23 protein-coding genes are annotated in these 23,905 nt (G+C 53.0%); 9 read left to right on the plus strand and 14 right to left on the minus strand.

The window, feature by feature from the left end:
* Positions 1 to 54 precede the first annotated feature (54 nt).
* Positions 55 to 966 (minus strand): pantoate--beta-alanine ligase, encoded by a 912-nt coding sequence (gene panC / locus FE788_RS05305; protein ID WP_138379664.1) that lies wholly within the window; start codon positions 964 to 966, stop codon positions 55 to 57.
* A 39-nt stretch (positions 967 to 1,005) separates the two neighbouring features.
* Complete coding sequence (locus FE788_RS05310; protein ID WP_168190282.1) at positions 1,006 to 1,923, minus strand: glucosaminidase domain-containing protein; 918 nt, start codon at positions 1,921 to 1,923, stop codon at positions 1,006 to 1,008.
* A gap of 168 nt (positions 1,924 to 2,091) precedes the next feature.
* Here FE788_RS05310 and FE788_RS05315 point away from each other — a divergent pair, with 168 nt between their 5' ends.
* From FE788_RS05315 to FE788_RS05345, 7 genes are all read left to right on the plus strand, one after another.
* The gene (locus FE788_RS05315) at positions 2,092 to 2,946 is read left to right on the plus strand and encodes a division plane positioning ATPase MipZ (protein ID WP_246057980.1); all 855 of its coding nucleotides are present in this window, start codon (positions 2,092 to 2,094) and stop codon (positions 2,944 to 2,946) included.
* A 19-nt stretch (positions 2,947 to 2,965) separates the two neighbouring features.
* Complete coding sequence (locus tag FE788_RS05320) at positions 2,966 to 3,451, plus strand: DnaJ domain-containing protein (protein WP_138379666.1); 486 nt, start codon at positions 2,966 to 2,968, stop codon at positions 3,449 to 3,451.
* A 1-nt stretch (position 3,452) separates the two neighbouring features.
* On the plus strand, positions 3,453 to 4,841 hold the full coding sequence (gene pgmG / locus FE788_RS05325; RefSeq protein WP_138379667.1) for a phosphoglucomutase/phosphomannomutase PgmG: 1,389 nt from the start codon (positions 3,453 to 3,455) through the stop codon (positions 4,839 to 4,841).
* 297 nt (positions 4,842 to 5,138) lie between these two features.
* On the plus strand, positions 5,139 to 5,705 hold the full coding sequence (locus FE788_RS05330; protein WP_246057990.1) for a phasin family protein: 567 nt from the start codon (positions 5,139 to 5,141) through the stop codon (positions 5,703 to 5,705).
* Positions 5,706 to 6,007: 302 nt separating this feature from the next.
* Positions 6,008 to 6,334 carry an ATP-dependent Clp protease adapter ClpS gene (gene clpS, locus FE788_RS05335; protein ID WP_138379669.1) on the plus strand — a complete coding sequence of 109 codons (327 nt, stop codon included), beginning with the start codon at positions 6,008 to 6,010 and terminating at the stop codon, positions 6,332 to 6,334.
* Between the two features lie 113 nt (positions 6,335 to 6,447).
* Positions 6,448 to 8,754: an ATP-dependent Clp protease ATP-binding subunit ClpA gene (gene clpA / locus FE788_RS05340; protein ID WP_138379670.1), complete on the plus strand. Its 2,307-nt coding sequence runs from the start codon at positions 6,448 to 6,450 to the stop codon at positions 8,752 to 8,754.
* A gap of 166 nt (positions 8,755 to 8,920) precedes the next feature.
* A complete protein-coding gene (locus tag FE788_RS05345) occupies positions 8,921 to 9,352 on the plus strand; it encodes a hypothetical protein (RefSeq protein ID WP_138379671.1) in 432 nt (143 codons plus the stop codon).
* A 5-nt stretch (positions 9,353 to 9,357) separates the two neighbouring features.
* Here the strand turns inward: FE788_RS05345 and FE788_RS05350 are convergent, their stop codons facing one another.
* The 9 genes from FE788_RS05350 to FE788_RS05390 form a co-directional block, all read right to left on the minus strand.
* The gene (locus FE788_RS05350) at positions 9,358 to 10,503 is read right to left on the minus strand and encodes a GNAT family N-acetyltransferase (protein WP_210414150.1); all 1,146 of its coding nucleotides are present in this window, start codon (positions 10,501 to 10,503) and stop codon (positions 9,358 to 9,360) included.
* A 67-nt stretch (positions 10,504 to 10,570) separates the two neighbouring features.
* The gene (locus tag FE788_RS05355) at positions 10,571 to 11,302 is read right to left on the minus strand and encodes a glycerophosphodiester phosphodiesterase family protein (protein ID WP_138379673.1); all 732 of its coding nucleotides are present in this window, start codon (positions 11,300 to 11,302) and stop codon (positions 10,571 to 10,573) included.
* A gap of 15 nt (positions 11,303 to 11,317) precedes the next feature.
* The gene (locus FE788_RS05360) at positions 11,318 to 11,788 is read right to left on the minus strand and encodes a RidA family protein (RefSeq protein ID WP_138379674.1); all 471 of its coding nucleotides are present in this window, start codon (positions 11,786 to 11,788) and stop codon (positions 11,318 to 11,320) included.
* 81 nt (positions 11,789 to 11,869) lie between these two features.
* On the minus strand, positions 11,870 to 12,574 hold the full coding sequence (locus FE788_RS05365) for a GGDEF domain-containing protein (RefSeq protein ID WP_168190283.1): 705 nt from the start codon (positions 12,572 to 12,574) through the stop codon (positions 11,870 to 11,872).
* Positions 12,575 to 12,790: 216 nt separating this feature from the next.
* Positions 12,791 to 13,180 (minus strand): VOC family protein, encoded by a 390-nt coding sequence (locus tag FE788_RS05370; RefSeq protein WP_138379676.1) that lies wholly within the window; start codon positions 13,178 to 13,180, stop codon positions 12,791 to 12,793.
* Between the two features lie 134 nt (positions 13,181 to 13,314).
* Complete coding sequence (locus FE788_RS05375) at positions 13,315 to 14,601, minus strand: DNA polymerase IV (RefSeq protein ID WP_138379677.1); 1,287 nt, start codon at positions 14,599 to 14,601, stop codon at positions 13,315 to 13,317.
* Complete coding sequence (locus tag FE788_RS05380; protein ID WP_138379678.1) at positions 14,601 to 15,509, minus strand: ROK family protein; 909 nt, start codon at positions 15,507 to 15,509, stop codon at positions 14,601 to 14,603. Before FE788_RS05380 ends, FE788_RS05375 begins: the two co-directional genes overlap by 1 nt.
* Before the next feature lie 113 nt (positions 15,510 to 15,622).
* Entirely contained in the window at positions 15,623 to 16,279 is a 657-nt protein-coding gene (locus tag FE788_RS05385) for a hypothetical protein (protein ID WP_138379679.1), read from the minus strand.
* Positions 16,280 to 16,291: 12 nt separating this feature from the next.
* Positions 16,292 to 16,570, minus strand: a complete 279-nt coding sequence (locus FE788_RS05390; RefSeq protein WP_138379680.1) for a DUF3572 domain-containing protein — start codon at positions 16,568 to 16,570, stop codon at positions 16,292 to 16,294.
* A 158-nt stretch (positions 16,571 to 16,728) separates the two neighbouring features.
* On the opposite strand from FE788_RS05390, the gene FE788_RS05395 reads away from it, so the two are divergent.
* Together FE788_RS05395 and FE788_RS05400 are read left to right on the plus strand one after the other, a co-directional pair.
* A complete protein-coding gene (locus FE788_RS05395) occupies positions 16,729 to 17,094 on the plus strand; it encodes a response regulator (RefSeq protein WP_138379681.1) in 366 nt (121 codons plus the stop codon).
* A gap of 9 nt (positions 17,095 to 17,103) precedes the next feature.
* Positions 17,104 to 18,477, plus strand: a complete 1,374-nt coding sequence (locus tag FE788_RS05400) for a PleD family two-component system response regulator (RefSeq protein ID WP_138379682.1) — start codon at positions 17,104 to 17,106, stop codon at positions 18,475 to 18,477.
* Between the two features lie 225 nt (positions 18,478 to 18,702).
* Here FE788_RS05400 and rpmG read toward each other — a convergent pair whose 3' ends face one another.
* The 3 genes from rpmG to topA all read right to left on the minus strand — a co-directional run bounded on the left by rpmG (position 18,703) and on the right by topA (position 23,856).
* A complete protein-coding gene (gene rpmG / locus FE788_RS05405) occupies positions 18,703 to 18,870 on the minus strand; it encodes a 50S ribosomal protein L33 (protein WP_138379683.1) in 168 nt (55 codons plus the stop codon).
* A 170-nt stretch (positions 18,871 to 19,040) separates the two neighbouring features.
* On the minus strand, positions 19,041 to 21,290 hold the full coding sequence (gene rnr / locus FE788_RS05410; protein WP_138379684.1) for a ribonuclease R: 2,250 nt from the start codon (positions 21,288 to 21,290) through the stop codon (positions 19,041 to 19,043).
* Positions 21,291 to 21,309: 19 nt separating this feature from the next.
* Complete coding sequence (topA, locus tag FE788_RS05415; protein ID WP_138379685.1) at positions 21,310 to 23,856, minus strand: type I DNA topoisomerase; 2,547 nt, start codon at positions 23,854 to 23,856, stop codon at positions 21,310 to 21,312.
* Between the last annotated feature and the right edge of the window lie 49 nt (positions 23,857 to 23,905).

Below are 23,905 nucleotides of genomic sequence, written 5' to 3' on the forward strand. Positions count from 1 at the left end.
AATGACACTCCCCGCAAATAGAGAAGCCCTGTTTCTCCTGGCGCCATCAGCACATTATGACTTGGGCCGGATCGGCATATTATCAATCAGGCGGGTATTGCCGACAATCGCGGCCACCAGCACCCGACATGGACGACTGAGATCATGGACTTCCTGCAGAGTTTCGTCGTCTCGCACCTCAAGATACTGCACTTCCTTGCAGCCGGCAGCGATCAGGTGGTTGCGGCCCTGTTTGACGGCAGCGGCGATGGAGGTACGCCCTTGTTCCAGGTCATGGGCAATCTTGGCGAGGGTTTTGGGAATTTCTAGCGCGATTTTGCGTTCCTCCGGCGTGAGATAAACGTTGCGCGAAGAGGTCGCAAGGCCGTCTTCATCCCGTACAAGTCTGCCGGCCACGACTCGCACCGGGATATCCAGGTCCCGGACCAGACGCTTCAACACGGTAAGCTGCTGATAATCCTTTTCCCCGAAAATGACCACGTCGGGCTGACACTGGAGCAGCAGCTTGGTGACCACTGTGGTCACCCCGTCGAAATGGCCGGGTCGCATGGCGCCACACATATAGTCCGTAAGCTTGTCAATGGATACGGTGGTCAGGAACCCCGGAGGGTACATATCTTCCACGCTGGGCGCATAAAGCAGCTCAACCCCCGCTTCATCCAGTTTGGCGGCGTCCTGGGCTTCTTGCCTGGGATATTTGTCAAGATCTTCGCTAGGGCCAAACTGCATGGGATTGACAAAAATGCTAACCACGACCCGGTCACATTCCGCCTGCAATTGCTTGACAATGGAGATATGACCATGATGCAACGCGCCCATGGTTGGTACCAGGCCCACAGTCAGACCGGCTGTTTTCCACTCCTGCACCTGCTGGCGCAGATCGGGAACGGTCCTGACAATTTGGAGGTTTTTGAGCTTGCCTGCTGGCGACGGGGTTTCGGCGGACGGAACGTTTTTCGGTGGCATATATGAATCCTGTGGCTTTTTGGAATTTAAACTTAAACTTTATTGTGGTTTTAGTGAGACCCGGTCGAAATCCTGTAGTCTGTTCACCCGGATTATAGTTTTCAGGGTTTCCACATAGTCTCTGCCGCGTTCGGAATATTTGTCCAGGGTTTCCACCAGCGGCATGACCCTGATGTGCCCATTTTGCGCCTCACGAGCCCGGACTTCGCGGAATCTTGCGTAGGCGGGATGGGTGTTCAGATTTCTCATATACCCCTGAACGGCCTGAATAAGATAGGGAAAACGTTTGATTTTGTGATTTTTGCCGTCCTCCCTTCTCCGGGGCACCATGCCGTCATCATTGCCAAAGGTCCACTGGCCGTAAAGGGCGTTGCCCTTCTGGGCAAAGCGCGAGGTCCCCCAGCCGCTTTCAATAGCGGCCTGGGTCAGGGCAAGGGAAGGAGGAATCGCGTTCATGCGACAAAGCAGCCGGTACAGGTTTTCTTCTTTCATACGGTACTGTTTCAGCTTGCGCCGAATCCAGAACCATTCGCTCATGCGCAAATCGAGCCCGCTTTCCATTCTGCGGATCAGGCTGATAAGTTTTTTGCGATCCGCCAGAATCTGCTCGTTCGCCTTCAGAATCAACGGCAACATGGTGGCAATGAAGAGCTTTTTGCGTTCATCAATGTCCTGCATTCGGGGCAGTTCACGAGGCAGGCGGTCCAGATATAATCGCGGCACATCCGCCAAGCCTCTGCGAATGCTGGACAGATCATATCCGTATACGGCAAAATATTTTATGGCGCTGGTATTTTCAGGCAGCTTTAAGTGATGAACCAAAGAGGCTGGTGCAAAAAGAGTTCTGCTTTTTTCCACCTGATCAATGGCCACATATAATGGCAGCAGGAAAAAAAACACTATTGCAAAGGCCGGCGGAATAGTGTTTCTGATAAGGCGGTTATGGCGTTGTATCATATTCCGGGGCATAGGGATCTGGCATGTTTTACTTAACGAACTGTTGTCAGCGGTACAAATATATACGCATAAGTATTCCTGAATGCCAGACCCTTGATGCATAAAGCGCCATCGAGTGGGATTGGTTATTGAAGAACTATGAGACTACGGGTGTAAAGGGGATAGGGAATGACTGAAACGACATTGCCCAGAAAAATGTCCAAAACTCATGTGATTGTTGTCGGCAATGAAAAGGGGGGATCGGGCAAGTCCACCACCGCCATGCATATTGTTGTCAGTCTGTTGAAAAGAGACTTTCGGGTGGCGGTCATTGATCTGGATGCCCGCCAGAAATCCCTGGCTCGGTATCTGGAAAACCGCGAAAATTATGCCCGGGCCCATAAACTCAAACTGACTATGCCGGATGTTCATGTGCTTCCAAAAGCCACAGAAGGCACCCGCGAAGACATGGAGCGGGATGAAAAAAACCGGTTTGATACGTTGCTACAGCAGTTGCGCCGGGATTATGACTTTGTTCTGATTGACTGTCCCGGAAGTGACGTTCATCTGTCCCGCCTGGCTCATGCGGTGGCGGATACTCTGATTACGCCGATTAACGACAGTTTTGTGGATCTTGATCTTCTGGCGCAGGTCAATGCGGATAATTACAAGGTGGAACGGTTAAGCCTGTATAGCGAAATGGTCTGGAATGCACGCAAGCAGCGGGCGGTGGCGGACCGCGGTCAGATTGACTGGGTGGTGATGCGCAACCGGACGTCGGCCCTGGATGCGAAAAACAAACGGCGGGTGCATGATGCGCTCAAACAGTTGGAAAAACGTGTCGCATTTCGTTATGTAGCGGGGCTTGGTGAACGGGTGATTTACCGGGAACTGTTTCCCAAGGGGCTCACTCTTGTGGATTTTCGTGATAGTGGCCAGGATAAAATGACCATGTCCCATGTTGCTGCGCGCCAAGAAATTCGCCGTCTGATGGAAGATCTGAAACTTCCCGGTTGGACCGAAGCGGCCGTGGCAGCAGAATAGGGGATAAAGCGGAAAAATCATGCCTTATCTCCTTATCCTGATCGGTCTTCTTTTTTTGCTTTATGTGGCGTTCAAATATCTGCAGCAGGCGGATGCGGCTCGTCGGTCGAAACTGGGGCGATATGTCTTGGCCTTGTTGCTTGGCGGGTTGTCTCTGTTTGTCCTGCTCAGGGGCAATATTCCTGTTGCTATTGTTCTGGCCACCGGCGCCGTATTGGCCTGGCAGGGCGTTCTGGGTAAATATCTCGCCGCCCGGGCCGGGGTGGGAGGGAAGGACGGTTCTGGTCAGAAGACAGAACCGAAGAAAAGCTATATGAGCCAGGAGGAGGCCCTGGAAATTCTTGGCCTTCAGCCCAACCCCACCGCTGCTGAAATCAAGGAAGCCTATCACCGGCTGATGCTGAAAATTCATCCGGATCAAGGCGGGTCCGACTATCTGGCCTCAAAGATCAATCAGGCCAAGGACGTTCTGCTACAGGAACACAATAGACGAAACAGAGGATAACATGGCCCATACATTTAATCCTACGGTTCTTAGAGAGTATGACATTCGAGGTATCGTTGGCAAAACGCTTGGAACAGGTGATGCCCGGGCATTGGGACAGGCGTTCGGCTCCATGGTCCGCCGTCAGGGCGGCAAGACGATCTGTGTCGGTTATGACGGGCGGCTGAGCTCTCCGGATCTGGAGCAGGCGCTGGTTGAAGGAGTATGTGCCGCAGGAGTGGATGTGATCCGGGTGGGGCGCGGCCCCACGCCCATGCTGTACTTTTCGGTTTACGAACTGGATACCGATGGCGGAATCATGATTACCGGATCCCACAATCCGCCGCATTATAACGGGTTCAAGATGATGATCGGCAAGGCTTCCTGTTTTGGAGAAAAAATTGCCGAACTGGGCCGGATGAGCGCGGCAGGGGATCTGGAACAGGGAACAGGCACAGTACGGGATGAAAATATCCTGGAGCGTTATGTGAAGCGGCTTTTGCAGGATGTGGACTTGCCGGCATTGGAAAAAGCCGGCCTGAAAGTGGCATGGGATACCGGTCATGGGGCGGCGGGCGAGGTGGTGAGCGCCCTAATCAGGGAACTTCCGGGGTACCATGTCCTACTGAACGGTGAAATTGACGGTACCTTTCCGGCGCATCATCCCGATCCCACGGTTGAAGAAAACCTGGTCCAGATCCAGGACTGCGTGGCACAGGAAGAGTGTGATCTGGGCCTGGCCTTTGATGGCGACGGAGACAGAATCGGGGCCATTGATGGCGCCGGCCGTGTGGTTTGGGGCGACCAGCTTCTGGCCATTCTCTCGCGGGAGGTGCTTGAGGATCTGCCCGGCGCGACGATTATTGCAGACGTGAAGGCCAGCCAGGTCCTGTTTGATCATATTGCCGAACTTGGCGGACGCCCGCTGATGTGGAAAACCGGTCATTCGCTGATCAAAAGCAAAATGGTGGAAACCGCGGCACCGCTTGCGGGAGAGATGAGCGGTCATATTTTTTTCAAACATAAATTCTACGGTTTTGATGACGCCATTTATGTGGCGCTGCGTCTGTTGAATGAAGTGGCCCGGACCCCGGGCGGGCTGAAGGCGTTGAAAGATAGTTTGCCAAAGGTGGTTAATACGCCTGAACTGCGTTTTCCTTGTGAAGAGGAACGAAAATTCCATATCGTACCCGAGGTTCACCGGCGTCTTAAGGCGGCAGGTGCTGATGTGGATGCAACAGATGGGGTAAGAGTGAAAACCGCGGACGGATGGTGGTTGTTGCGCCCTTCCAATACCCAGGATGTACTGGTAGCGCGTTGTGAGGCCGCGGATGAGGAGGGGCTCGCGCGGCTGAAGGCTATTCTCGCCGAACAGCTCAAAGCCAGTGGTATCGAACCCCCGCCCATGTGAAACTTCCGGGGTGAATTGAGCCAATCGATGCACAATTCACTCTAAGGCCCCCGTGAATGGCGGAACCGTTTTATTGCGGAGTCGCCTTTTGATGTGATCGTGTTTCAGGAATGTGAAAATATTATTGCACCGCACAAAATTATCTTGACAAAAGTCAGCCAGGATATATATAAATATCCATGTTGCAGCGCACAAATCCCAGTAAGGTCGTTGTTCTGGACTGGTTCAGAGTACCCGGATGATGTGTGCGAAAGTTGGTAAAAAAATCTTGGGAACTTATTCGGTGAGGTGAAGAACATGACCACTACTACGACGAAGAAAACGGCATCTTCTACGAAAAAAGATGATATGAAGACAGCTGAGAGCATCAAGGCCGCGCAGGAAAACCTGCAAAAAGCCGTTGAAGCTGGTAAAGAAAACCTGGAGAAAGCGGTAAAAGCCAGCACGGAAACCGTTCAGAAAAATCTTGAGAAGTCTGTAGAAATGTCCAAAAAACAATTTGAAGAAATCTCCAAAGGCTATGATGAAGCCGTGGCGTTCAACAAAGAAAATTATGAAGCGGCCGTGGCCGCCGGAACTGCAGCTGTAAAGGCCTTTGAAACCTTGAACGGCGAATGGCTCGCGGCCTCTAAAAAGGCTGTGGAAAGCAATGTTGAAGCAATGAAAAATCTTTTTTCCGCTAAAACACCGGCAGAATTTTTTGAAATCCAGTCCGGTCTGATGAAAGAACGTTATGACGAAATCGTGGCGGAAAGCACACGGCTGAATGAAGTGGTGACAAAGGCCGGCAAAGAAGTGGCTGAGCCGCTGAAGGCGCGTTATGAAGCCATTGCGGAAAAATTCAACCTGCCGCTGGCCAGCTAATTGATCCGGCTTGTTGGCCAGGTAAGTTTTACGGTCAAAAATATTTTCGAGAAGGCCCGGATTTACCGGGCCTTTTTGTGTTTTCCAAACACGTGATACGGATAAAAATTGCAGGGCGATCCGCCTTTTGTTAACCTGAAGTTAAGGCAATAAATCATACCATTAGAGTGAATTGTGATGAGGTTGACGCAACTCACTCTAAGACCGGTAAGATGCTGTTTTTCCGCCGGGTATTCTTTACAAAGCCGTTCTGCATTCTAACTATGTGAAGAGAGCATTCTAGCGAAGATGGTGTAGCAGCAATGAGTGAAGAACATAAAAACGGACAGGGTGATCTTGAAACCGGTATCTTGACCCAGACCAAGCCCAAAACGAAAAAGCCCTCGTTATACAAGGTCTTGATGCTGAATGATGACTACACACCAATGGATTTTGTTGTCCATGTTCTTCAGAATTTTTTCGGCAAGCCCGAACCCGAAGCCGTACAGATCATGCTTCAGGTACATCAGAAGGGGGTAGGCGTGTGCGGTGTATACAGTTTCGAAGTGGCGGAGACCAAGGTGGCTCAGGTCATAGATTACGCCCGCAAGCATCAGCATCCTTTGCAATGCACCCTGGAAAAGGAATAGGGGTAACGGACAAATAGCCTCTAAGGACATGAGATAAAAAAACATGGAATAAAATAATCAGGCAGACCGGGATATGGAAAAGTTGAATATGGAAAGAATATAGGAAGACGAACGTGCCAACATTTTCACCTAATCTTGAACATACCCTTCACCGCGCTATTGGTGAGGCCAATAAAAGACAGCATGAATTTGCCACGCTGGAGCATCTGCTGTTGGGACTTCTGGATGATCAGGATGCGGTGGCTGTGTTGCGCGCCTGTGACGTGAATATTCCCCAGCTCCGCGCCGAAATCAAAGCTTATCTGGATGTAGAGCTGCAAAACATCAAAACCGACAGAGGGGTGGAAGCTTCGCCGACGGCCGGTTTCCAGCGCGTTATCCAGCGCGCCATTTTGCATGTGCAAAGTTCGGGCCGGGAAGAGGTCACAGGCGCCAATGTGCTGGTTGGCTTGTTTTCCGAACGGGAAAGCCACGCGGTCTATTTTCTGCAACAGCATGACATGACCCGCCTGGATGCGGTTAGCTATATTTCGCACGGGTTGGCCAAATCGGCTGCCTATAGTGATCCCCGATCGCCTCACGGTCAGGAAGAGGTTGAGGAAACGGAAGAACAGGGAGATACGGCCCTGGACAAATATTGTGTCAACCTTAACCACAAGGCCCGGCAAGGGCGGATTGACCCGCTGATCGGTCGGGAAAATGAAATCAACCGGACGATCCAGGTTCTGTGCCGGCGCTCCAAGAATAACCCGCTTTATGTGGGGGATCCGGGGGTGGGCAAAACCGCTATTGCCGAGGGGCTGGCCCGGCGGATTGTGGAAAAGGATGTGCCGGAGGTATTGCAGGATTCCACCATTTTTTGTCTGGATATGGGTGCGCTTTTGGCCGGGACCCGCTATCGGGGAGATTTTGAAGAGCGCCTGAAAACCGTCATGCGGGAGATCGAAGAATATGACGGCGCAATTCTGTTTATTGATGAAATTCATACCATCATCGGTGCTGGCGCTACCAGCGGCGGGGCAATGGATGCGTCAAATCTGCTGAAACCCGCCTTGGCCAGCGGCGCGATCCGGTGCATTGGGTCCACGACTTACAAGGAATTCCGGTCCTATTTTGAAAAAGACCGGGCCTTGCTGCGGCGGTTTCAGAAAATCGACGTGGTGGAACCGACTGTCACCGAAACCAAGGAAATTCTCAAAGGCCTGCGTAAATATTTTGAGGAACATCACGACGTCAAATATAGCGACGAGGTGATTGAGGCGGCGGTGGACCTTTCCGCCCGGTATATCAATGAACGCAAAATGCCGGACAAGGCCATTGATGTGATTGACGAGGTAGGCGCCAGCCAGAAGCTTCTCCCTGCGGCCAAACGTAAAAAAACGGTTACGGTCGCGGATGTGGAAAATGTCGTCTCGAAAATGGCGCGCATTCCGCCGAAATCGGTTTCCAAGGATGATAAAGCCATTCTCAAGACCCTGGAGACGGATCTCAAGCGGGTTGTGTTTGGACAGGACAAGGCCATCGAGGTGCTGTCGGATGCCATCAAGCTGAGCCGGGCCGGTCTGCGCGAGGATGACAAGCCGATCGGCTGCTATCTGTTCAGCGGGCCGACCGGGGTCGGCAAGACGGAGGTTTCCAAGCAACTGGCCAGCCTTCTGGGGGTGGACCTGCATCGGTTCGACATGTCGGAATATATGGAACGGCATTCCGTCTCCCGCCTGATCGGTGCGCCGCCGGGATATGTGGGATATGATCAGGGCGGTTTGCTGACCGATGCCGTAGACCAGACACCGCATTGCGTGTTGTTGCTGGATGAAATCGAAAAAGCCCACCCGGATCTGTTCAACATCCTGTTGCAGGTGATGGACCATGGTAAACTTACGGACAGCAATGGCAAGAAAGTGGATTTCCGTAATGTCATTCTGATTATGACCACCAATGCGGGGGCTACGGAAATGAGTAAGGAAGCCATTGGGTTCGGGTCTTCCGTACGTGAAGGCGAAGATGAGGAAGCCATCAAGCGTCTGTTTACGCCGGAATTCCGCAACCGCCTGGATGCCGTTGTTCCGTTCAGCAACCTGTCGCCAGAGGTTATTAATCAGGTGGTGGACAAGTTCATCCTCGAACTGGAAATGCAGCTTGAGGACCGGCATGTTCATATTGAACTCACACCGGCGGCCCGCAGCTGGCTGGCGGACAAAGGGTATGACCGCCATTATGGCGCCCGGCCACTGAAGCGGGTGATCCAGGAACATATCAAAAAGCCATTGGCCAACGAACTGCTGTTTGGCAAACTCCTTGGCGGTGGAGAAGTGACGATCCGGGTCAAGGACGGCGAATTGCAGTTTGATATTGTGCCGGGGAACTATCTGCCCAAACCCACTGGCGGCGGACAGGATAAGGAAGAACTGGTTAAATAACGGTTTTACCTGCCGGTTTTCTGAAAAGGCGGGGTTAGGTGTTGACTTAACCCCGCCTTTTTTGGCGATAGGTTGACCAGGCCTTATCCGGTTTATTCAGCTATTGTTCAGCCTGCCTGTAGTATTCTATACTTCATCCAAGCGGTTAACGGCGAAGGAAAGCGATATGAAAAAGGTATCCGTAAAGATGTTCGTTCTGGCTGGTCTCCTGGGTCTGTTGGCGAGTGCTGCCAGCGGCGCGGCAGAAGACAGCACGGAGTCTGACGATCCGTTGAAGGAACTGGATAAATTCACCCGAACGGGAAAATATGAAAACTGTGTGACCTTGACACAAATCGACTCAACCAAGGTTCTGGATGACCAGCATATCCTGTTTGAGATGAAAGGGCGGAAATATTATCTCAACAAGCTGCCGCACAAATGCAGCCGGTTAGGGTTTGAGAAATCCTTTACCTATCGGTTGTCCATCAACCGGCTTTGTAACGTGGATATTATTACTGTGATTGACACAACATCCGGAATTGTCGGTCCCAGCTGCGGCCTTGGGAAATTTGAACTTCTGGAGATGAAAAAAGACACGGCACAGAAAGAGAAATAAACCGTTTATGGTGTCTTTTTAAAAGGAGTGAAGTCCCAAAGATATTCCATATCTTCGCGGAGTGCGGCTCTTTCCCGTTGCAGATATGCGGCCACGGCCTGCCGGAAGGCAGGATTAGCAATCCAGTGAGCGCTGTAGGTTTCTATGGGGACATAGCCGCGGGCGAGTTTGTGTTCGCCCTGGGCCCCGGCTTCCACCTTCTTCAGGCCGGTCTGAATCGCATAGTCAATGGCCTGATAATAACAGACTTCAAAATGCAGATAGCGGTGGTCTTCGATACAGCCCCAGTAACGGCCATAGAGCGTTTCATCCCCCAGAAGGTTCAAAGCCCCGGCGATATACCGCCTGTTGCGGCGGCACAGGATCAGTATGACCCGGTCCGCCAGGGCGGCGCCAAGATGTGAAAAGAACTCACGGTTAAGGTAAGGCCTACCCCATTTGCGGTTGGCCGTGTCCATGTAAAAAGTGAAATAACTGTCCCAGTGGCTTTCGGTGATATCGGAACCGGTCAGTATTTCCACGCTAATCCCGTCCGCCAGCGCCTCCCGCCGCTCCTTGCGAATGTTTTTGCGTTTGCGGGAGGAGAGAGAGCCCAGAAAATCCTCAAAACTGTTATATCCCTGATTGATCCAGTGAAACTGCTGATCCTGTCGTTTAAGCAGACCACAGCGGGCCATCAGGTCCCATTCCGGCTTTTCGGCAAAGGTGACATGCAGGGAGGATACCTGCCGGGCTTCGGCAAGCGCTAGGGCGGCATTGATCAGGCGTTTGCGCATTTGGGAGGGGTCCTGATCAGGATGGACCAGAAGTCGCGGGCCGGTTACCGGGCTGAAGGGCACGGAGGCCTGAAGTTTGGGGTAATAGTGCCCACCGGCTCTATGGTAGGCGTCAGCCCAGCCATGATCAAACACATATTCGCCATAAGAATGGGATTTAAGATACAGCGGCATGATGCCCAGCGCTATTCCCGCGTCATTTTCCAGAACAATATGTTGGCCCAGCCATCCGGTTTCGGCGGTGGCGCAGCCGCTGTCTTCCAGCGCTTTCAGAAACTCGTGGGAAACAAAGGGGTTATGGCCGCTGTCAGGATGCAAGGCACAGCGATTCCACGTCGCGCGGTCGATGGCGGACAGGGAGGTCAAAACGCGCATGTTCAGAGGTGAAGTGGTGGTCATGGCCGAAGTGTAGCGTTATGTGCCATAGATTTCCCAGAGATTTCTATGTCGGCAATTCAAAAATTTTTGCATCGCAGAAGGTTTCTGCCCGTTTGTGCTGCGCAGGTGTTCTGACGGTCCAGGTCAGCACGGGGATCTTGTGATCCCGGCAATAGGCGGTGGCATCATTTGGCAGGCTGCAAATATCATAGGCGAGAAAATCCGCGTCAAGTCTCTCTATAAGTTCAATATGCCGGGCCGGAGAATAGGCATCCGCGTTTCGTCGTCGTGAACACAGGGGTTTTTGGGTAGTTGCGACCAGTCCACGGCGGATCTGTGGCGCGTGGTCGCGAAACCAGGCCACGATTTTCTCCTCAAAAGACATGATGGCCGCAGGACCGGTATAGGACCCTATGGCCGCACAAGTGGCGGCAGCAATTTCCCCTGGGCATTCCTGGTCCCCCTTGATTTCGATCAGTACGGGCACCCGCCCTGCGGTGTGGTCAAGGACGCTTGTAAGCAAAGGAATGGTATCGGGACCGCCCAGAAGTTTAAACCGCTGCAGCTCGGCGGTATCGTAATCATCAATATTTCCCTTTTGCCCGGTCAGGCGCGACAGGTGACGGTCATGAAACACCACCGGGGAGCGGTCTTTGCTCAACAGCACATCCAGTTCAAAACCATATCCTTTCTGGATGGCGGCCCGGAAGGCGGAGAAGGAATTTTCCACAAAGCCAGTTGCCGGGCCATGGAGCCCCCGGTGGGCGTAATTCCATGTTGTCAGCCAGTCGCTCACTGTATTGAGCCAGGGTCAGGAAATTTCGATTAGGGCGTCGATTTCCACCGGCACATTGAGCGGCAGGGCATTGACGCCGACGGCAGAGCGGGAGTGTCTGCCCTTCTCGCCAAATATTTCAACCATCAGATCGGAAGCTCCGTTAATGATCGCGGGTTGCCCCTCAAAACCATCTGTGCAATTGACAAACGCGCCGAGCTTGACAATGCGGCGGATGCGGTTGAGGTCGCCGTCACAGGCGGCCTTGGCCTGGGCGATAATGTTTATGGCGCAAAGTCGGGCTGCTTCGCGGGCCGTCTCTTCATCCAGATCCTGGCCGACCTTTCCCTGAAAGGCAAGACGCCCGTCTGCACTCAAGGGAATCTGGCCCGAAATGGAAATCAGATTGTTCGTGACCACATAAGGCACATAATTGGCCACCGGCTTTGCAGGTTCCGGTAGGGTAAGGCCCAGTGCCGCCAGTTTTTCCTCAACAGGACTTGTCATGTTCTTCTTCCGTTTTGTAGGGTTGAACTTCCGTATATTGCAAAGGAGATTACCCTTTTCGCTAGCGGAAGGGAAGGAAGATCAGGCCCTGATGCGGGACTTTTGTGGTTGGCCTTTTTTGTGGCGATACATGTCCCGGTCGGCGTGGTTGAGGATCGCGTCAATGGTACTGTCCGAAGCAATTTTCGCGGAGCCAAAGCTGGCGCTGGCCCATAATTTTTGGCCCTTGAACAGGCAGGGGGTGTTTTCCAGAGACTGCAGGATATGCCTGATTCTGGCGGCCGCCTGTTCAGGGATACAACGGCTTAAAAGCAGCCCGAATTCGTCTCCTCCCAGCCGGGCGGCATAATCCGTTGAACGCAGGGAACTTTTCAAGCATTGGGCGACATGCTGAAGCAAGGCATCGCCCGCTGCATGGCCATAAGTGTCATTCACACTTTTGAAATCATTCAGGTCGATATAGACAAAAAGACCTTGATCCCCATAGCGTTGGGAAGCAGCCAAGGCATGCTGTAATTCCATTTCAAGGCCGCGGCGGTTCAGCAGGCCAGTGAGCGCATCGCTGGCAGCCAGAGACTCCAGCTCTTCAATGCGTTTCTTTTGTTCGGCTATAGTTTGTTCCGCTTCTGCGGCGAAATGCAGTATTTGGGTCAGCAGTGATTTGTTCTGCCTGGAATGGGTTTCTTTGGAAAAATCGAATTTGTGGACCAGTTCCCCCGCGAGCTGGTCTAAGACAGATGCATGATTAACGGCCTTGTGTCGCGATGGCATAGTGAGCTGGTTCATAGGCATTTCCTTGCTGTTACTCTCCAAATACATTTACAGGATCCGTTATTAGCAATGCCCGTGCCAAAATTTAATTTGTTGATATTTAAGGAAAAATATCAATGTGGGGAAATGTCATGGAAAATATTGCCGTTCGTGCTGGGAAAAAAGTCCCCAAATATGGTTAACAAAATTAACCATAAGGCACAGATTTTCAGCGACACTTTTACTTATATTTTAGCTGCTGAGTGGGCTGCCGATGGACCAGGAATGTCCAAAAGGATCTTTTAAACGGCCATAACGCGCGCCCCAGAACTGGTTATCAATCGGCATTTCAATTTCGGCCCCGGCTTCCACAGCGCGTTGCCACCATTTGTCGGCATCGTCCACTTCCAAATGCAATGTTACCCCGGTTGGAGGCACGGGGGTCATCCCAAATTCGGGAAAAATATCATGCATCATAAGATCACAGCCATTGATGCGTAAATGGGCATGCAACAGACGTTCGCCGTCTTCGGCTGCATGGCGCTCAACTTCCGTGGCGCCAAAAGCTTTTTTATAAAAGTCGATGGCGGCTTTGGCGCCGTCAACGGCAAGATGAGGAATAAGTCCGTCATGGAGAGGCATATTGGGGGTCCTTTTCTGGCAAGAAACGGCCTTGACTGGTGGTATGCACGGGCCTTGGGACAATATAAAAGTACAACTATAAAGGTTATTTCTGAAGCCGGCAAGGTACAGGTACAACGGGCTGAGCGGTTCCGTTAAGACAGGGTGCGGCCCTTTTTGATAATATCCGTTCCAAACTTATGACGCAATTTGTCGATTGTACGTTCCGTGCGGATTTTCCGGGACATGCCGTCATTCAGCAGCCCGGGCTGATCGGCGTCTTCCGCCGGACACAGATTGGACACACCGATTCCGATCAAGCGGTATTCAAGCCCCTGACATTCGGGGCGCAGCAGATAAAGCCCGTACTGGAATAAACTTTCCGCCATTTGTGTGGGGCTGTCCGGAGTGACGGAACGGCTCACCTGGCGGAAATTGGCGGTTTTGAGTTTCAGGGTAATGGTGCGTCCAGCGATTCCCTGTTTTTTGAGCCGGGCGGAAACCTTTTCACACAAGGGCCAGAGCAGTCTGCGTAATTCCTCAAAATCCGAGACGTCCTTATCCAGGGTGATTTCATTGGAAATGCTTTTGATATCTCCTTCGGGGCTGATGGTGCGACTGTCTTCCCCGCGGGAAAAATGATACAGGCGTTCTCCCAGGCGACCATATTTTTTCATCAGGGCAGCTTTATCCATATGTTGTAACTGCCCGATCCGGATGATGCCGTCCCGTTTCATCTTTTGTTGGGTGACCTTGCCGACGCCCCACATTTTACTGATCGGTTGTTGGGCAAGGAAACCCAGGGTCTCGGCTTTGCCAATCACGGAAAACCCCCGTGGTTTGTTCAGGTCCGAAGCCATCTTGGCGAGAAACTTGTTATGGCTGAGCCCGACGGAAACGGTGATGCCGATCTCCTGTTCAATTTGCCGGACGACACGGCACAGGGTCACGGCCGGGCAGGCCCCATGCAATCTTTCTGTGCCCCGAAGGTCCAGAAATGCTTCATCAATGGACAACGGTTCCACGTCGGGCGTAACGGCATCAAAAATGGCGCGGATTTCCCGGCTCACCTGTTTGTATTTTGCCATGTCAGGGGGCATCACGACGGCCTCTGGACATAATTTCAGCGCCTGATACATCGGCATGGCGGAATGTACGCCGAATCCGCGCGCCAGATAACAGGCGGTGGACACCACCCCTCTTTTGCCACCGCCGATAATCAACGGCCTGGAGAGCAAGCTTGGATCATCGCGTTTTTCAATACTGGCATAAAAGGCGTCACAATCAATATGGCTGATGCCAAGCTGGTCCAGTTCATCATGCAGGATCAGTCGGGGGCTGCCGCAGACCGGGCAGGTCTCAGAGGTCTCAGGCCACTTGGTTCCGGCCGATATGGCCTGAGCCGTTTCATAAAACAGGCAGTCACGGCACAACAGCATCATCAGTTTCCTTCCGCCTGGGCTGCCGGCCAGAGCCAGGCGGCGCCCCGAACGCCACTGGAAGGGCCAAAACGGGCTCTGACCAGCCGGGTTGTTACCACGTCGGAGAAAACGTAGTCCTGCCACAGCTTAGGCACAATCTGATACAGGCTGTCAGTTTCCGACATGCCGCCGCCCAGAACAATCACCTCCGGATCAAGGATGTTGATGACCAAGGCCAGGGCTTTGGCCAGTCTGACCTGGTAGTGGTACAGCAGGGTATGACACAGGTCACAGCCCTCAGTGGCCCGTTTTACAATATCCTGCGGGGACAGCCCGTCTGGATGGGTGGCGGTCAAAGCCGGACCGGAGAGAAAGGTCTCAATGCATCCTTGCCGGCCACAGTAACAGGCCGGTCCGGGCCATTCCCCCCATGAGGGGTTCGGCCAGGGCAGGGGGTTGTGCCCCCATTCTCCGCCTATGGCATTACTGCCCACAACACATTTGCCGTCAATGACAATGCCGCCACCGACCCCGGTGCCGAGAATGACGCCAAAAACGTTATGATAGCCTGCCGCGGCTCCATCTGTGGCTTCGGACAGGGCAAAACAATTGGCGTCGTTATCAACCCGAACCGGTCGTTGAAGGAGCTGTTCCAGGTCCTCTTTCAGAGGGCGATCGTTGAGCCAGGTGGAGTTGGCATTTTTGACCCGCCCGGTTTTCCGGGACAGGGCACCGGGAATGCCAATTCCGAGACTGCCGGGCCGGTGCAGGTGCTGTTCGGCCTCGCGAACCAGCCGGGCGATGGTCTGCACGGTACCGTTATAATCGTTGCGCGGCGTGGGACAGCGTTTGCGCCAGATTTCCTGCCCCCCGGCATCCAGCGCAATAATCTCAGTCTTGGTTCCGCCAAGGTCAACGCCAAGTCGCATCCTGCCAGTTCCTTACCCCAGTCAGTTCCTTACCCCAGTCAGTTCCTAAACCCCGTCCGTTTCTTAACTTTGCCCGTTTCTTAACGTTGTGTGCGGATTTGACACGACATCCTTTAGGCAGATTGTTCCTGAATATGCTGTTCCACATGGTGGCGGATTTCATCCCAATGGTCACAGCGATGATGGCTGTCCGGGGCGGGATCAGCTATCCGCCGGAGCCCTTCATGGGCAATGAAATGCAGGCGTAGGGAATGCGGCACATGTTCTGCCACCGAAGTGATATGCCGGGCAATGTCGTCGATGAAAATCACCGGCTTACGGGTAGGGGCGGCAATCTCCCGGGCCACGGGACCTTTCAGGCCGCTGCTAGAGACAAGTGGGTAGTCCAGGCCGTGTTTTTTCATCAAATCCCGCCGTCGTTCCGCGAAGGCATGGGGAATATTGGTCAGGATCACCACTTCACAATTTTCCGACAACCGGTCCAGATTTTCACGGGCTCCGTCCACGAGATGTTGCCGGTCCACGGAATAATCAAAAAAGTCATCCAGCAGTCGTTCAAGTTCCGCAACGGGAAAGGCAACATCGCTGTCCAGATAACGGATATTTCCGGCCAGTTTGTAGCTTTCCAGACGGAGATACATCCCCCGTTTGCGCAGAAAGTTATCCAGCAGCTCTGTAAAATGCAGCAATACTTCATCGGCGTCGCTGATAATCAGGGCGCGTTCGGGGTCAAGGTTTATTTGTTTGATTTGTTCCAGGGCGATCTGCATAGTAACCTTTAATTAACCATGAGTTATGTATTCTGAATCGGGGAAGGCTGTCCTGGCCTGGCGCGGCAGTGCGGGGCTGATACCGTGAATTGAACAGAAATGCATCAGACGTTTTTCATCCTGCAAGATAAAATCAAGAATGCTCGCCAGCGTCGCTGGTTCGCCAGCCGTTTGAGAGAGAGTTTCCGGGGTCATGCCGCTCAAACGCAAAAACGCCGTCAGGGCATCGCCGTCTTCGGCCAGGTAAGTAAGAACCCGAAGGGCCAGAACTTCTGCGTGTTCCCTATGCATGACTGAGGACCCAATTTAATTGGTAAAGATGGAAAAAACTGGAAAAATAAAATGTTAACCGCTTTTTCATATCATCTTATTATACATGCTGATATGTAACAAGGGAATGATTTGTGGCCGGTATATGTTAGGGCGCATTATACATAACGAGACAAAGTATGCCTAAAAAGATTCTTGTCGTGGAAGATAACGAACTTAACATGAAGTTATTTTGTGACCTTCTTGAGGCGCATGGGTATGAAACCATACAGACTCAGGAAGGCATGAAGGCCCTGGAACTGGCACGAACGGAAAATCCTGACCTGATTCTCATGGATATCCAGTTGCCCGAAGTTTCCGGTCTGGAAGTCACCAAATGGATCAAGGAGGATGACGAGCTTAACGCCATTCCGGTCATTGCTGTGACGGCATTTGCCATGAAGGGAGATGAGGAAAAAATCCGCGACGGGGGGTGTGAAGCCTATATTGCCAAACCAATTTCCGTCAGCCAGTTTATTGAAACCGTTAAAAAGTTTGTAGGATAAACCCAAAGGATGACGGCCCGAGTATTAGTCGTAGATGACGTAATCCAGAATGTGAAGTTGCTGGAAGCCAAATTGTCCAGCGAATATTTCGATGTGCTGACAGCCATGAACGGGGAAGAGGCGCTGGCCGTCATCGAAAAGGAACAACCGGATCTTGTTCTGCTTGATGTCATGATGCCCGGCATGGACGGTTTTGAGGTTTGCCGGCGCATTCGTCAAAACCCGGCGTCCTCGCATATTCCCGTCGTGATGGTAACGGCCCTGGATCAGCCGAAAGACCGCGTGGCGGGGCTGGAAGCCGGGGCCGATGATTTTCTGACCAAACCGGTGCAGGATTTGCCGCTTTTTGCCCGGGTGCGCTCGCTGGTGCGGTTGAAGGTTCTAATGGATGAACTGCGCATGCGTGAGACCACCGGCATGAATTTCGGTCTCCACATCGCCAATGATGCCGGGAAAAATATCAATCTGTCCAATGCCCGAACGTTACTGGTGGAAGATTATGCCCGGGTGGCGGAGCGCATCAAACGCTATCTTGACGGGCTGACCCGGGTGGATATAGATGCTGTCGAAAATGGTGAGATCACCACGGAAGGTTTGGAAAAGTATGACCTGTTTATTGTCAGTCTCAGCCTTGCCAATGCTGACGGGCTGAGACTGTGTTCCCATTTGCGTTCAATGGAGAGAACCCGGCATACCCCGATTCTGGTGCTGGTGGATGAGGGGGATGATGCCCAGATGGTGCGGGCGATGGATATGGGGGTGAACGACTACATTACCCGTCCTGTCGACAGCAATGAACTTGTGGCGCGGGTAAAATCACAAATTCGCCAGAAACGTTATGCCAACCGGTTGCGGCGCAATATGAAGAAAAGCATGGAAATGGCTATGACCGATGCCGTGACCGGCCTTTACAATCGGCACTTTCTGTCTTCTCACCTGGATAACCTGATGTCGCCGGAAAATGACAAACGGCGTACGGTGTCCGTATTAATGATGGATATAGATCACTTTAAACCGATTAACGACAAATACGGTCATGCTTCGGGAGATGAAGTGCTATATGAATTTGCCCAGCGTATTTCCGATAATATCCGCAGTATTGACTTGGCGGCACGATTCGGGGGGGAAGAATTTGTTGTGGTGATGCCGGAAACCGATCTGGAATTTGCTTATTTTGTGGCGGAACGCTTGCGCAAGAGCATATGCAATGAACCGTTTGAAATTTCGGGATCTGATGAACCGATCAACGTTACCGTCAGCATTGGTGTCGCCATTTCGGGAGACAAGAATCTCAGCAGTTCGAAACTTCTCGTTGCGGCAGACAAGGCGCTATATCAGGCCAAAGAGACAGGCCGTAACCGGGTTTGCGGTTATGAGCAATAATCATCCTGTCTTCAACCCCTGTCCGGGTTAATATATACAATTCTGTGCCCTCTGGGGTCCGATACGGGAAAACCTGTTCGGCATGGTGGATGCCGCCAGTGACGCAAAACGGCGGAAATGGCTAGAAAAGGTCGAGGGTCTGGGCCGGAAAGGGGGCTGAAACTGAAACCGGCCGGTAAAAATTACCAGCCGGATCAACAAACCTGGGTCATGGAACAGAAGGCCTTATTTGATTTTGGCTTCCTTGAATTCCACATGTTTACGCGCAATGGGATCATATTTCCGCATCACCATTTTTTCGGTGATGTTGCGCGGATTTTTCTTGGTTACATAAAAATAACCTGTGCCAGCCGTGCTGACGAGTTTGATTTTTACACTAGCGGGTTTGGCCATTTTTGTGGCTCCGATCTTTATGTTCAAAAAATACGTGAGCGGAAAATACAGCTATTGCCCGTGAAGTCAAGTCCTCTCGTGGGAAATGAACAAAAAACTTGCTCCAGAGCATCGCTGGATCCTAGAGTGAATTGTGAATAGGTTGGCTCAATTCACTCTAGTCAGAAGGATCACTTCCGGGAACGCCGTTTTCTGGATTTCGCCGGGCGATCTTTTTTGGCTTTTTTGGGGGCGCGTTTGCGTCCCCGGGCCTGGAGAAGTTCCTCGTCCAGAAGTTCAAGCATCAGGCCGCCGGTGATCGGATTGGCCTCCCGCAGGCGCACCATAACCTTGTCCCCCAGTTGGTAGACAATATTGGTGTATTCCCCTTCCAGGAGATGCAGATCCGCATCGTAAATGAAATAGTCGCCCACAAGGGAAGACATGGGGACAAAACCGTCCCCGCCGCTCTCATCAAGGGTGATGAACAGGCCCGCCCGGCTGACCCCGGAAATCTTGCCCTCGAAGATGTCTCCCACATGAGCAGCCATATAGGCGGCCACATAACGGTCGGTGGATTCCCGTTCAGCCAGCATGGCCCGTCTTTCCGTGTCGCTGATATGTTCCGCAGTATCCTGAAACAGCTCACGGTCCTGTTTGCTCAGGCCATCATCGCCCAGTTTCAGCGCCCCGATCAGCGCCCGGTGTACCATAATATCCGCATAACGGCGAATGGGTGAGGTGAAATGAGCATATTGGCTCAGCGACAAGCCGAAATGCCCCAGATTTTCAGGGGAATAGATGGCTTGGGACTGACTGCGCAACACCATGGTATTGACCAGTTCATCATGGGGAGTGCCATCGACCTGGCGCAGGATATTGTTAAACACCTTGGGCAGCATGACCTGTCCGCGCGCCAGTTCGATATTCAGGCTTTTGAGAAACTCCCTGAGCGATTCCAGTTTTTCCAGAGACGGCGGTTCATGCACCCGGTACATGCAGGGCCAGCCCTTCATGGACAGTTCCTGCGCTGCCGAGACATTGGCCTGAATCATATATTCTTCCACCAGCTTGTGGGCCGGCAGACTGATGCGCGGCTGGATCGAGAGAATATGACCTTCTTCGTCCAAAGTGATTTTGCGTTCGGGCACTTCAAGATCAAGGGGTTCGCGCTTGTTGCGTCCGATCATCATGCATTCGAAAGCCCCGAACAGCGGCCGGATCACCTCCTCAAGCAAGGGGGCAGCCCTGTCGCTGACTTGACCCTCCATGGCGCGTTGGACTTCCTCATAAGACAGGCCGCCGGCAGACCGCATCAGGCCACGGACAAATTTGTGGCGCAGTTTCTTACCGTGCTGATTGAACCACATATGGACAGCAAAACAATATCTGTCTTCCCCTTCTTTCAGCGAGCACAGGCCGTTGGACAGGCGTTCGGGCAGCATGGGCACAACCCGATCAGGGAAATATACACTGTTGCCACGCGTGCGGGCCTCCCGATCCAGGGCGGAGCCGGGGCGGACATAATGGGCCACATCGGCAATGGCGACGATGACGTGCCAGCCGCCTTCATTCTTGGGATCCGGATCTGGTTCCGCCCAGATGGCGTCATCGTGATCGCGTGCATCCTGTGGATCAATGGTGATCAGGGGAATGTCCCTGAGATCTATCCGATCGCCCAGGACCGGCGGTTCCGAACGATCGGCTTCCGCCAGGGCTTCGTCACTGAAATCAAGGGGGATGCCATGCGCATGGATGGCGATCAGACTGATGGAGCGGGGTTCATCCATGGTGCCTAGACACTGTTTGACCCGGGCCGGGCGAGGGCCTGCACGGCGCCGGCCGGCACGCTGGATTTCCGCCAGTACCAATTCGCCGTCTTCGGCCCCGTTCCAATCCGCCTTGCCGATGACATAAACATCCCGGTTCTTTTTGTCTGTGGGATGCACCATGGCAATGTTTTCATCCATGCGGCGGAAAAACCCCATAACGAGACCGCGGCTGCTTTCCAGTTTCCGGATGATGCTGGCGACATACCCTTCTCGGGCTTCCCGGTGACGGCTGAGGCGTACCAGCGCCCGGTCGCCAATGCCGAGCGTGGCCTTCTTGTCATGCGCAAACAAGGTGATAGGCGGGGGCGGGCCGCTTTCGTCCCAGTTTGTAGGGCGGGCCACCAGATCACCCATCCTATCGACGCCGGTAATTTCGATTACGGTGATCGGCGGCAGCTCCCCGCCCACATGCACCTGCTTCTTATGCCCCCGGTCAAGAAGACCTTCTTCGGTCATTTCCTTGAGAAGTTTTTTCAAACGAATGCGGTCGTCCCCGCGAATATGAAATGCCTTGGCAATTTCTCTTTTGGAGACCTTGCCAGGGCTTTGTTTCAAAAAGTCGAGAATGTCGTCCTTTGTGGGAAAGGAAATATGTTTTTTGGGACTCATCTGGGCCGTTCTCTATCGGTCAGGCCGTTTTCTTACGGGACCGTTTGGTTTTGCCCCTGGCAGCGCGGGCCTTCAGAAGTTCCAGGGCCTCTTCCATGGTGATTTCCTTAGGATCCTTGTCCTTGGGAATGGTCGCATTGGTTCGTTTATGCTTGACATAGGGACCGTATCGACCGTCCAGAACCTGGACAGGTTCGCCGTCTTCAGGATGCGCCCCCAGTTCCTTGATCGTGGCGGCCCCGCCTTTTTTCTTTTTCCGGCCTTCTTCAATCAGTTCGACAGCTCGGTTGATCCCGAGGGTAAAGACCTCTTCGGGATCCTTGAGACTGACAAAAACGCCATTATGGGCGACATAGGGGCCATAGCGGCCAATGGCGGTCGTGATCGGCCCGCCGTCTTCGGGGTGTTTGCCCACTTCCCGGGGCAGGGACAGCAGTTTCAGCGCCCGTTCAAGATCCACGCTGTCCACGGACATGCCTTTCGGAATCGAGGCCCGTTTGGGTTTTTCTTTTTTGTCCACCGGTTCGCCTAACTGGACATAGGGACCAAACCGACCACTGCGCAGGGTCACTTCCATGCCGCTTCCGGGATCAATCCCCAAAAGCTTGACCCCGTCTTCAAGCGGCTCTTCCGCCCCGTTCTGTTCGCCGTTTTTCATATGCCGGGTGTAATTACAGTCGGGATAGTTGGAGCAGCCGATAAAGGCACCGAATTTTCCGGTTTTGAGGCTCAGACGACCATCCGTGCATTTGGGACAGGCCCGCGGGTCCTTACCGTCTTCGGTTTCCGGGAAAATATAGGGAGCCAGCACATTGTTCAGAGTTTCCAGAACATCTGCGACGCGCAGTTCCTTGGTCTCGTCCACAGCTTTGCTGAATTCCGCCCAGAAGTCATTCAGAACTTTTTTCCAAGGGATTTGTCCTTCGGAAATCTGGTCCAGAAGTTCTTCCATGCCGGCGGTAAAGTCATATTCGACATATTTGCCAAAATAGTTTTCCAGAAAGGCGATCACCAGCCGCCCTTTGTCCTCGGGGACAAAGCGGTTCTTGTCCATGATCACATAGTTGCGGTCCCGCAGGACGGACAGGATCGAGGCGTAGGTGGACGGCCGGCCAATGCCCAGTTCTTCCATTTTCTTGACAAGACTTGCTTCTGTATAACGCGGCGGCGGCTCGGTAAAATGCTGATTGGCCTCGACCTTTTCCTGATTGACCGGATCCCCCTTGTCCAGTTTTGGAAGACGGCCACCATTTTCCTCGTCGTCCTCATCATCCTTGCCTTCCTGATACAACGTCAGGAAACCATCGAAGATCTGCACCGTGCCGGTGGCGCGCAGGCCCTGTTGGCGATCCTCGGAGATCAGGTCCACCGTTGTGCGTTCCAGTTGGGCCTCACTCATCTGCGAGGCGATGGTCCGTTTCCAGATCAGTTCATACAGCCGCCGCTGGTCCTCGTCCAGGTAACGCGCCATATCCTTGGGCAGGCGAGACAGATCCGTCGGGCGGATGGCTTCATGGGCTTCCTGCGCATTTTTCGCCTTTGACTTGTAGACCCGTGGGGATTGGGGCAGATATTTTTCGCCAAAATCACGGGAAATAACACTACGTGCCCCCTGAATGGCTTCCTGGGCAAGGGTAACGCCATCGGTTCGCATATAGGTGATCAGACCGACGGTTTCGCCACCAAGATCGACACCTTCATAAAGTTTCTGGGCCACACGCATGGTGCGGGTGGCATTGAATCCCAGTTTGCGGGCCGCTTCCTGTTGCAGGGTCGAGGTGGTAAAGGGCGGGGCGGGATAGCGTTTTGTCGGTTTGCTTTCCACGGAAGCCACCGAAAAAGCCGCCTGTTCGATCTTCGCCTTGGCGGCCAGGGCGTCCGTTTCATTGGTCAGAGTGAATTTCTGAACCTTGGCCCCGTCAAGCAGGCTAAGGCGGGCCTCAAAGGCCGCGCCGGCTCCGGTTTTCATTTTGGCAAGAATGGACCAGTATTCACGGGGCTTGAATTGCTCAATCTCCAACTCCCGGTCACAAATCAGCCGCAAGGCCACTGACTGCACCCGCCCGGCAGAACGTGAGCCCGGCAGTTTGCGCCACAGCACCGGGGAGAGGGTAAAACCAACCAGATAATCCAGCGCGCGTCGGGCCAGGTAGGCTTCCACCAGTTTGTCGTCGATATTGCGCGGTTCTTCCATGGCCTTGAGAATGGCATTTTTGGTGATTTCGTTGAACACCACACGCTTTATGGCTTGGTCCTTAATCACACCACGGCGCTTTTTCAGCAATTCCAGCACATGCCAGCTGATGGCTTCCCCTTCGCGGTCCGGGTCGGTGGCCAGAATGATCTCGTCGGATTTTTTGGCGGCCTCAGCAATTTCCTTGATGCGTTTTTTACTGTCATTGTCCACCTGCCATTCCATAGCGAAATCTTCGTCAGGTTTGACGGAACCGTCCTTAGACGGCAAATCACGCACATGGCCAAAACTGGCCAGAACCTGATAGTCCTTGCCCAGATATTTATTGATAGTTTTGGCCTTGGCCGGAGATTCAACAACAACCGTTTTCATGTATTTGACTTTTAGTTCTATCCGTTATTTCCATCCGCAGCGGGAACAC

This window comes from Luteithermobacter gelatinilyticus, assembly GCF_005849285.1.
Classification (GTDB): domain Bacteria; phylum Pseudomonadota; class Alphaproteobacteria; order Sphingomonadales; family Emcibacteraceae; genus Luteithermobacter; species Luteithermobacter gelatinilyticus.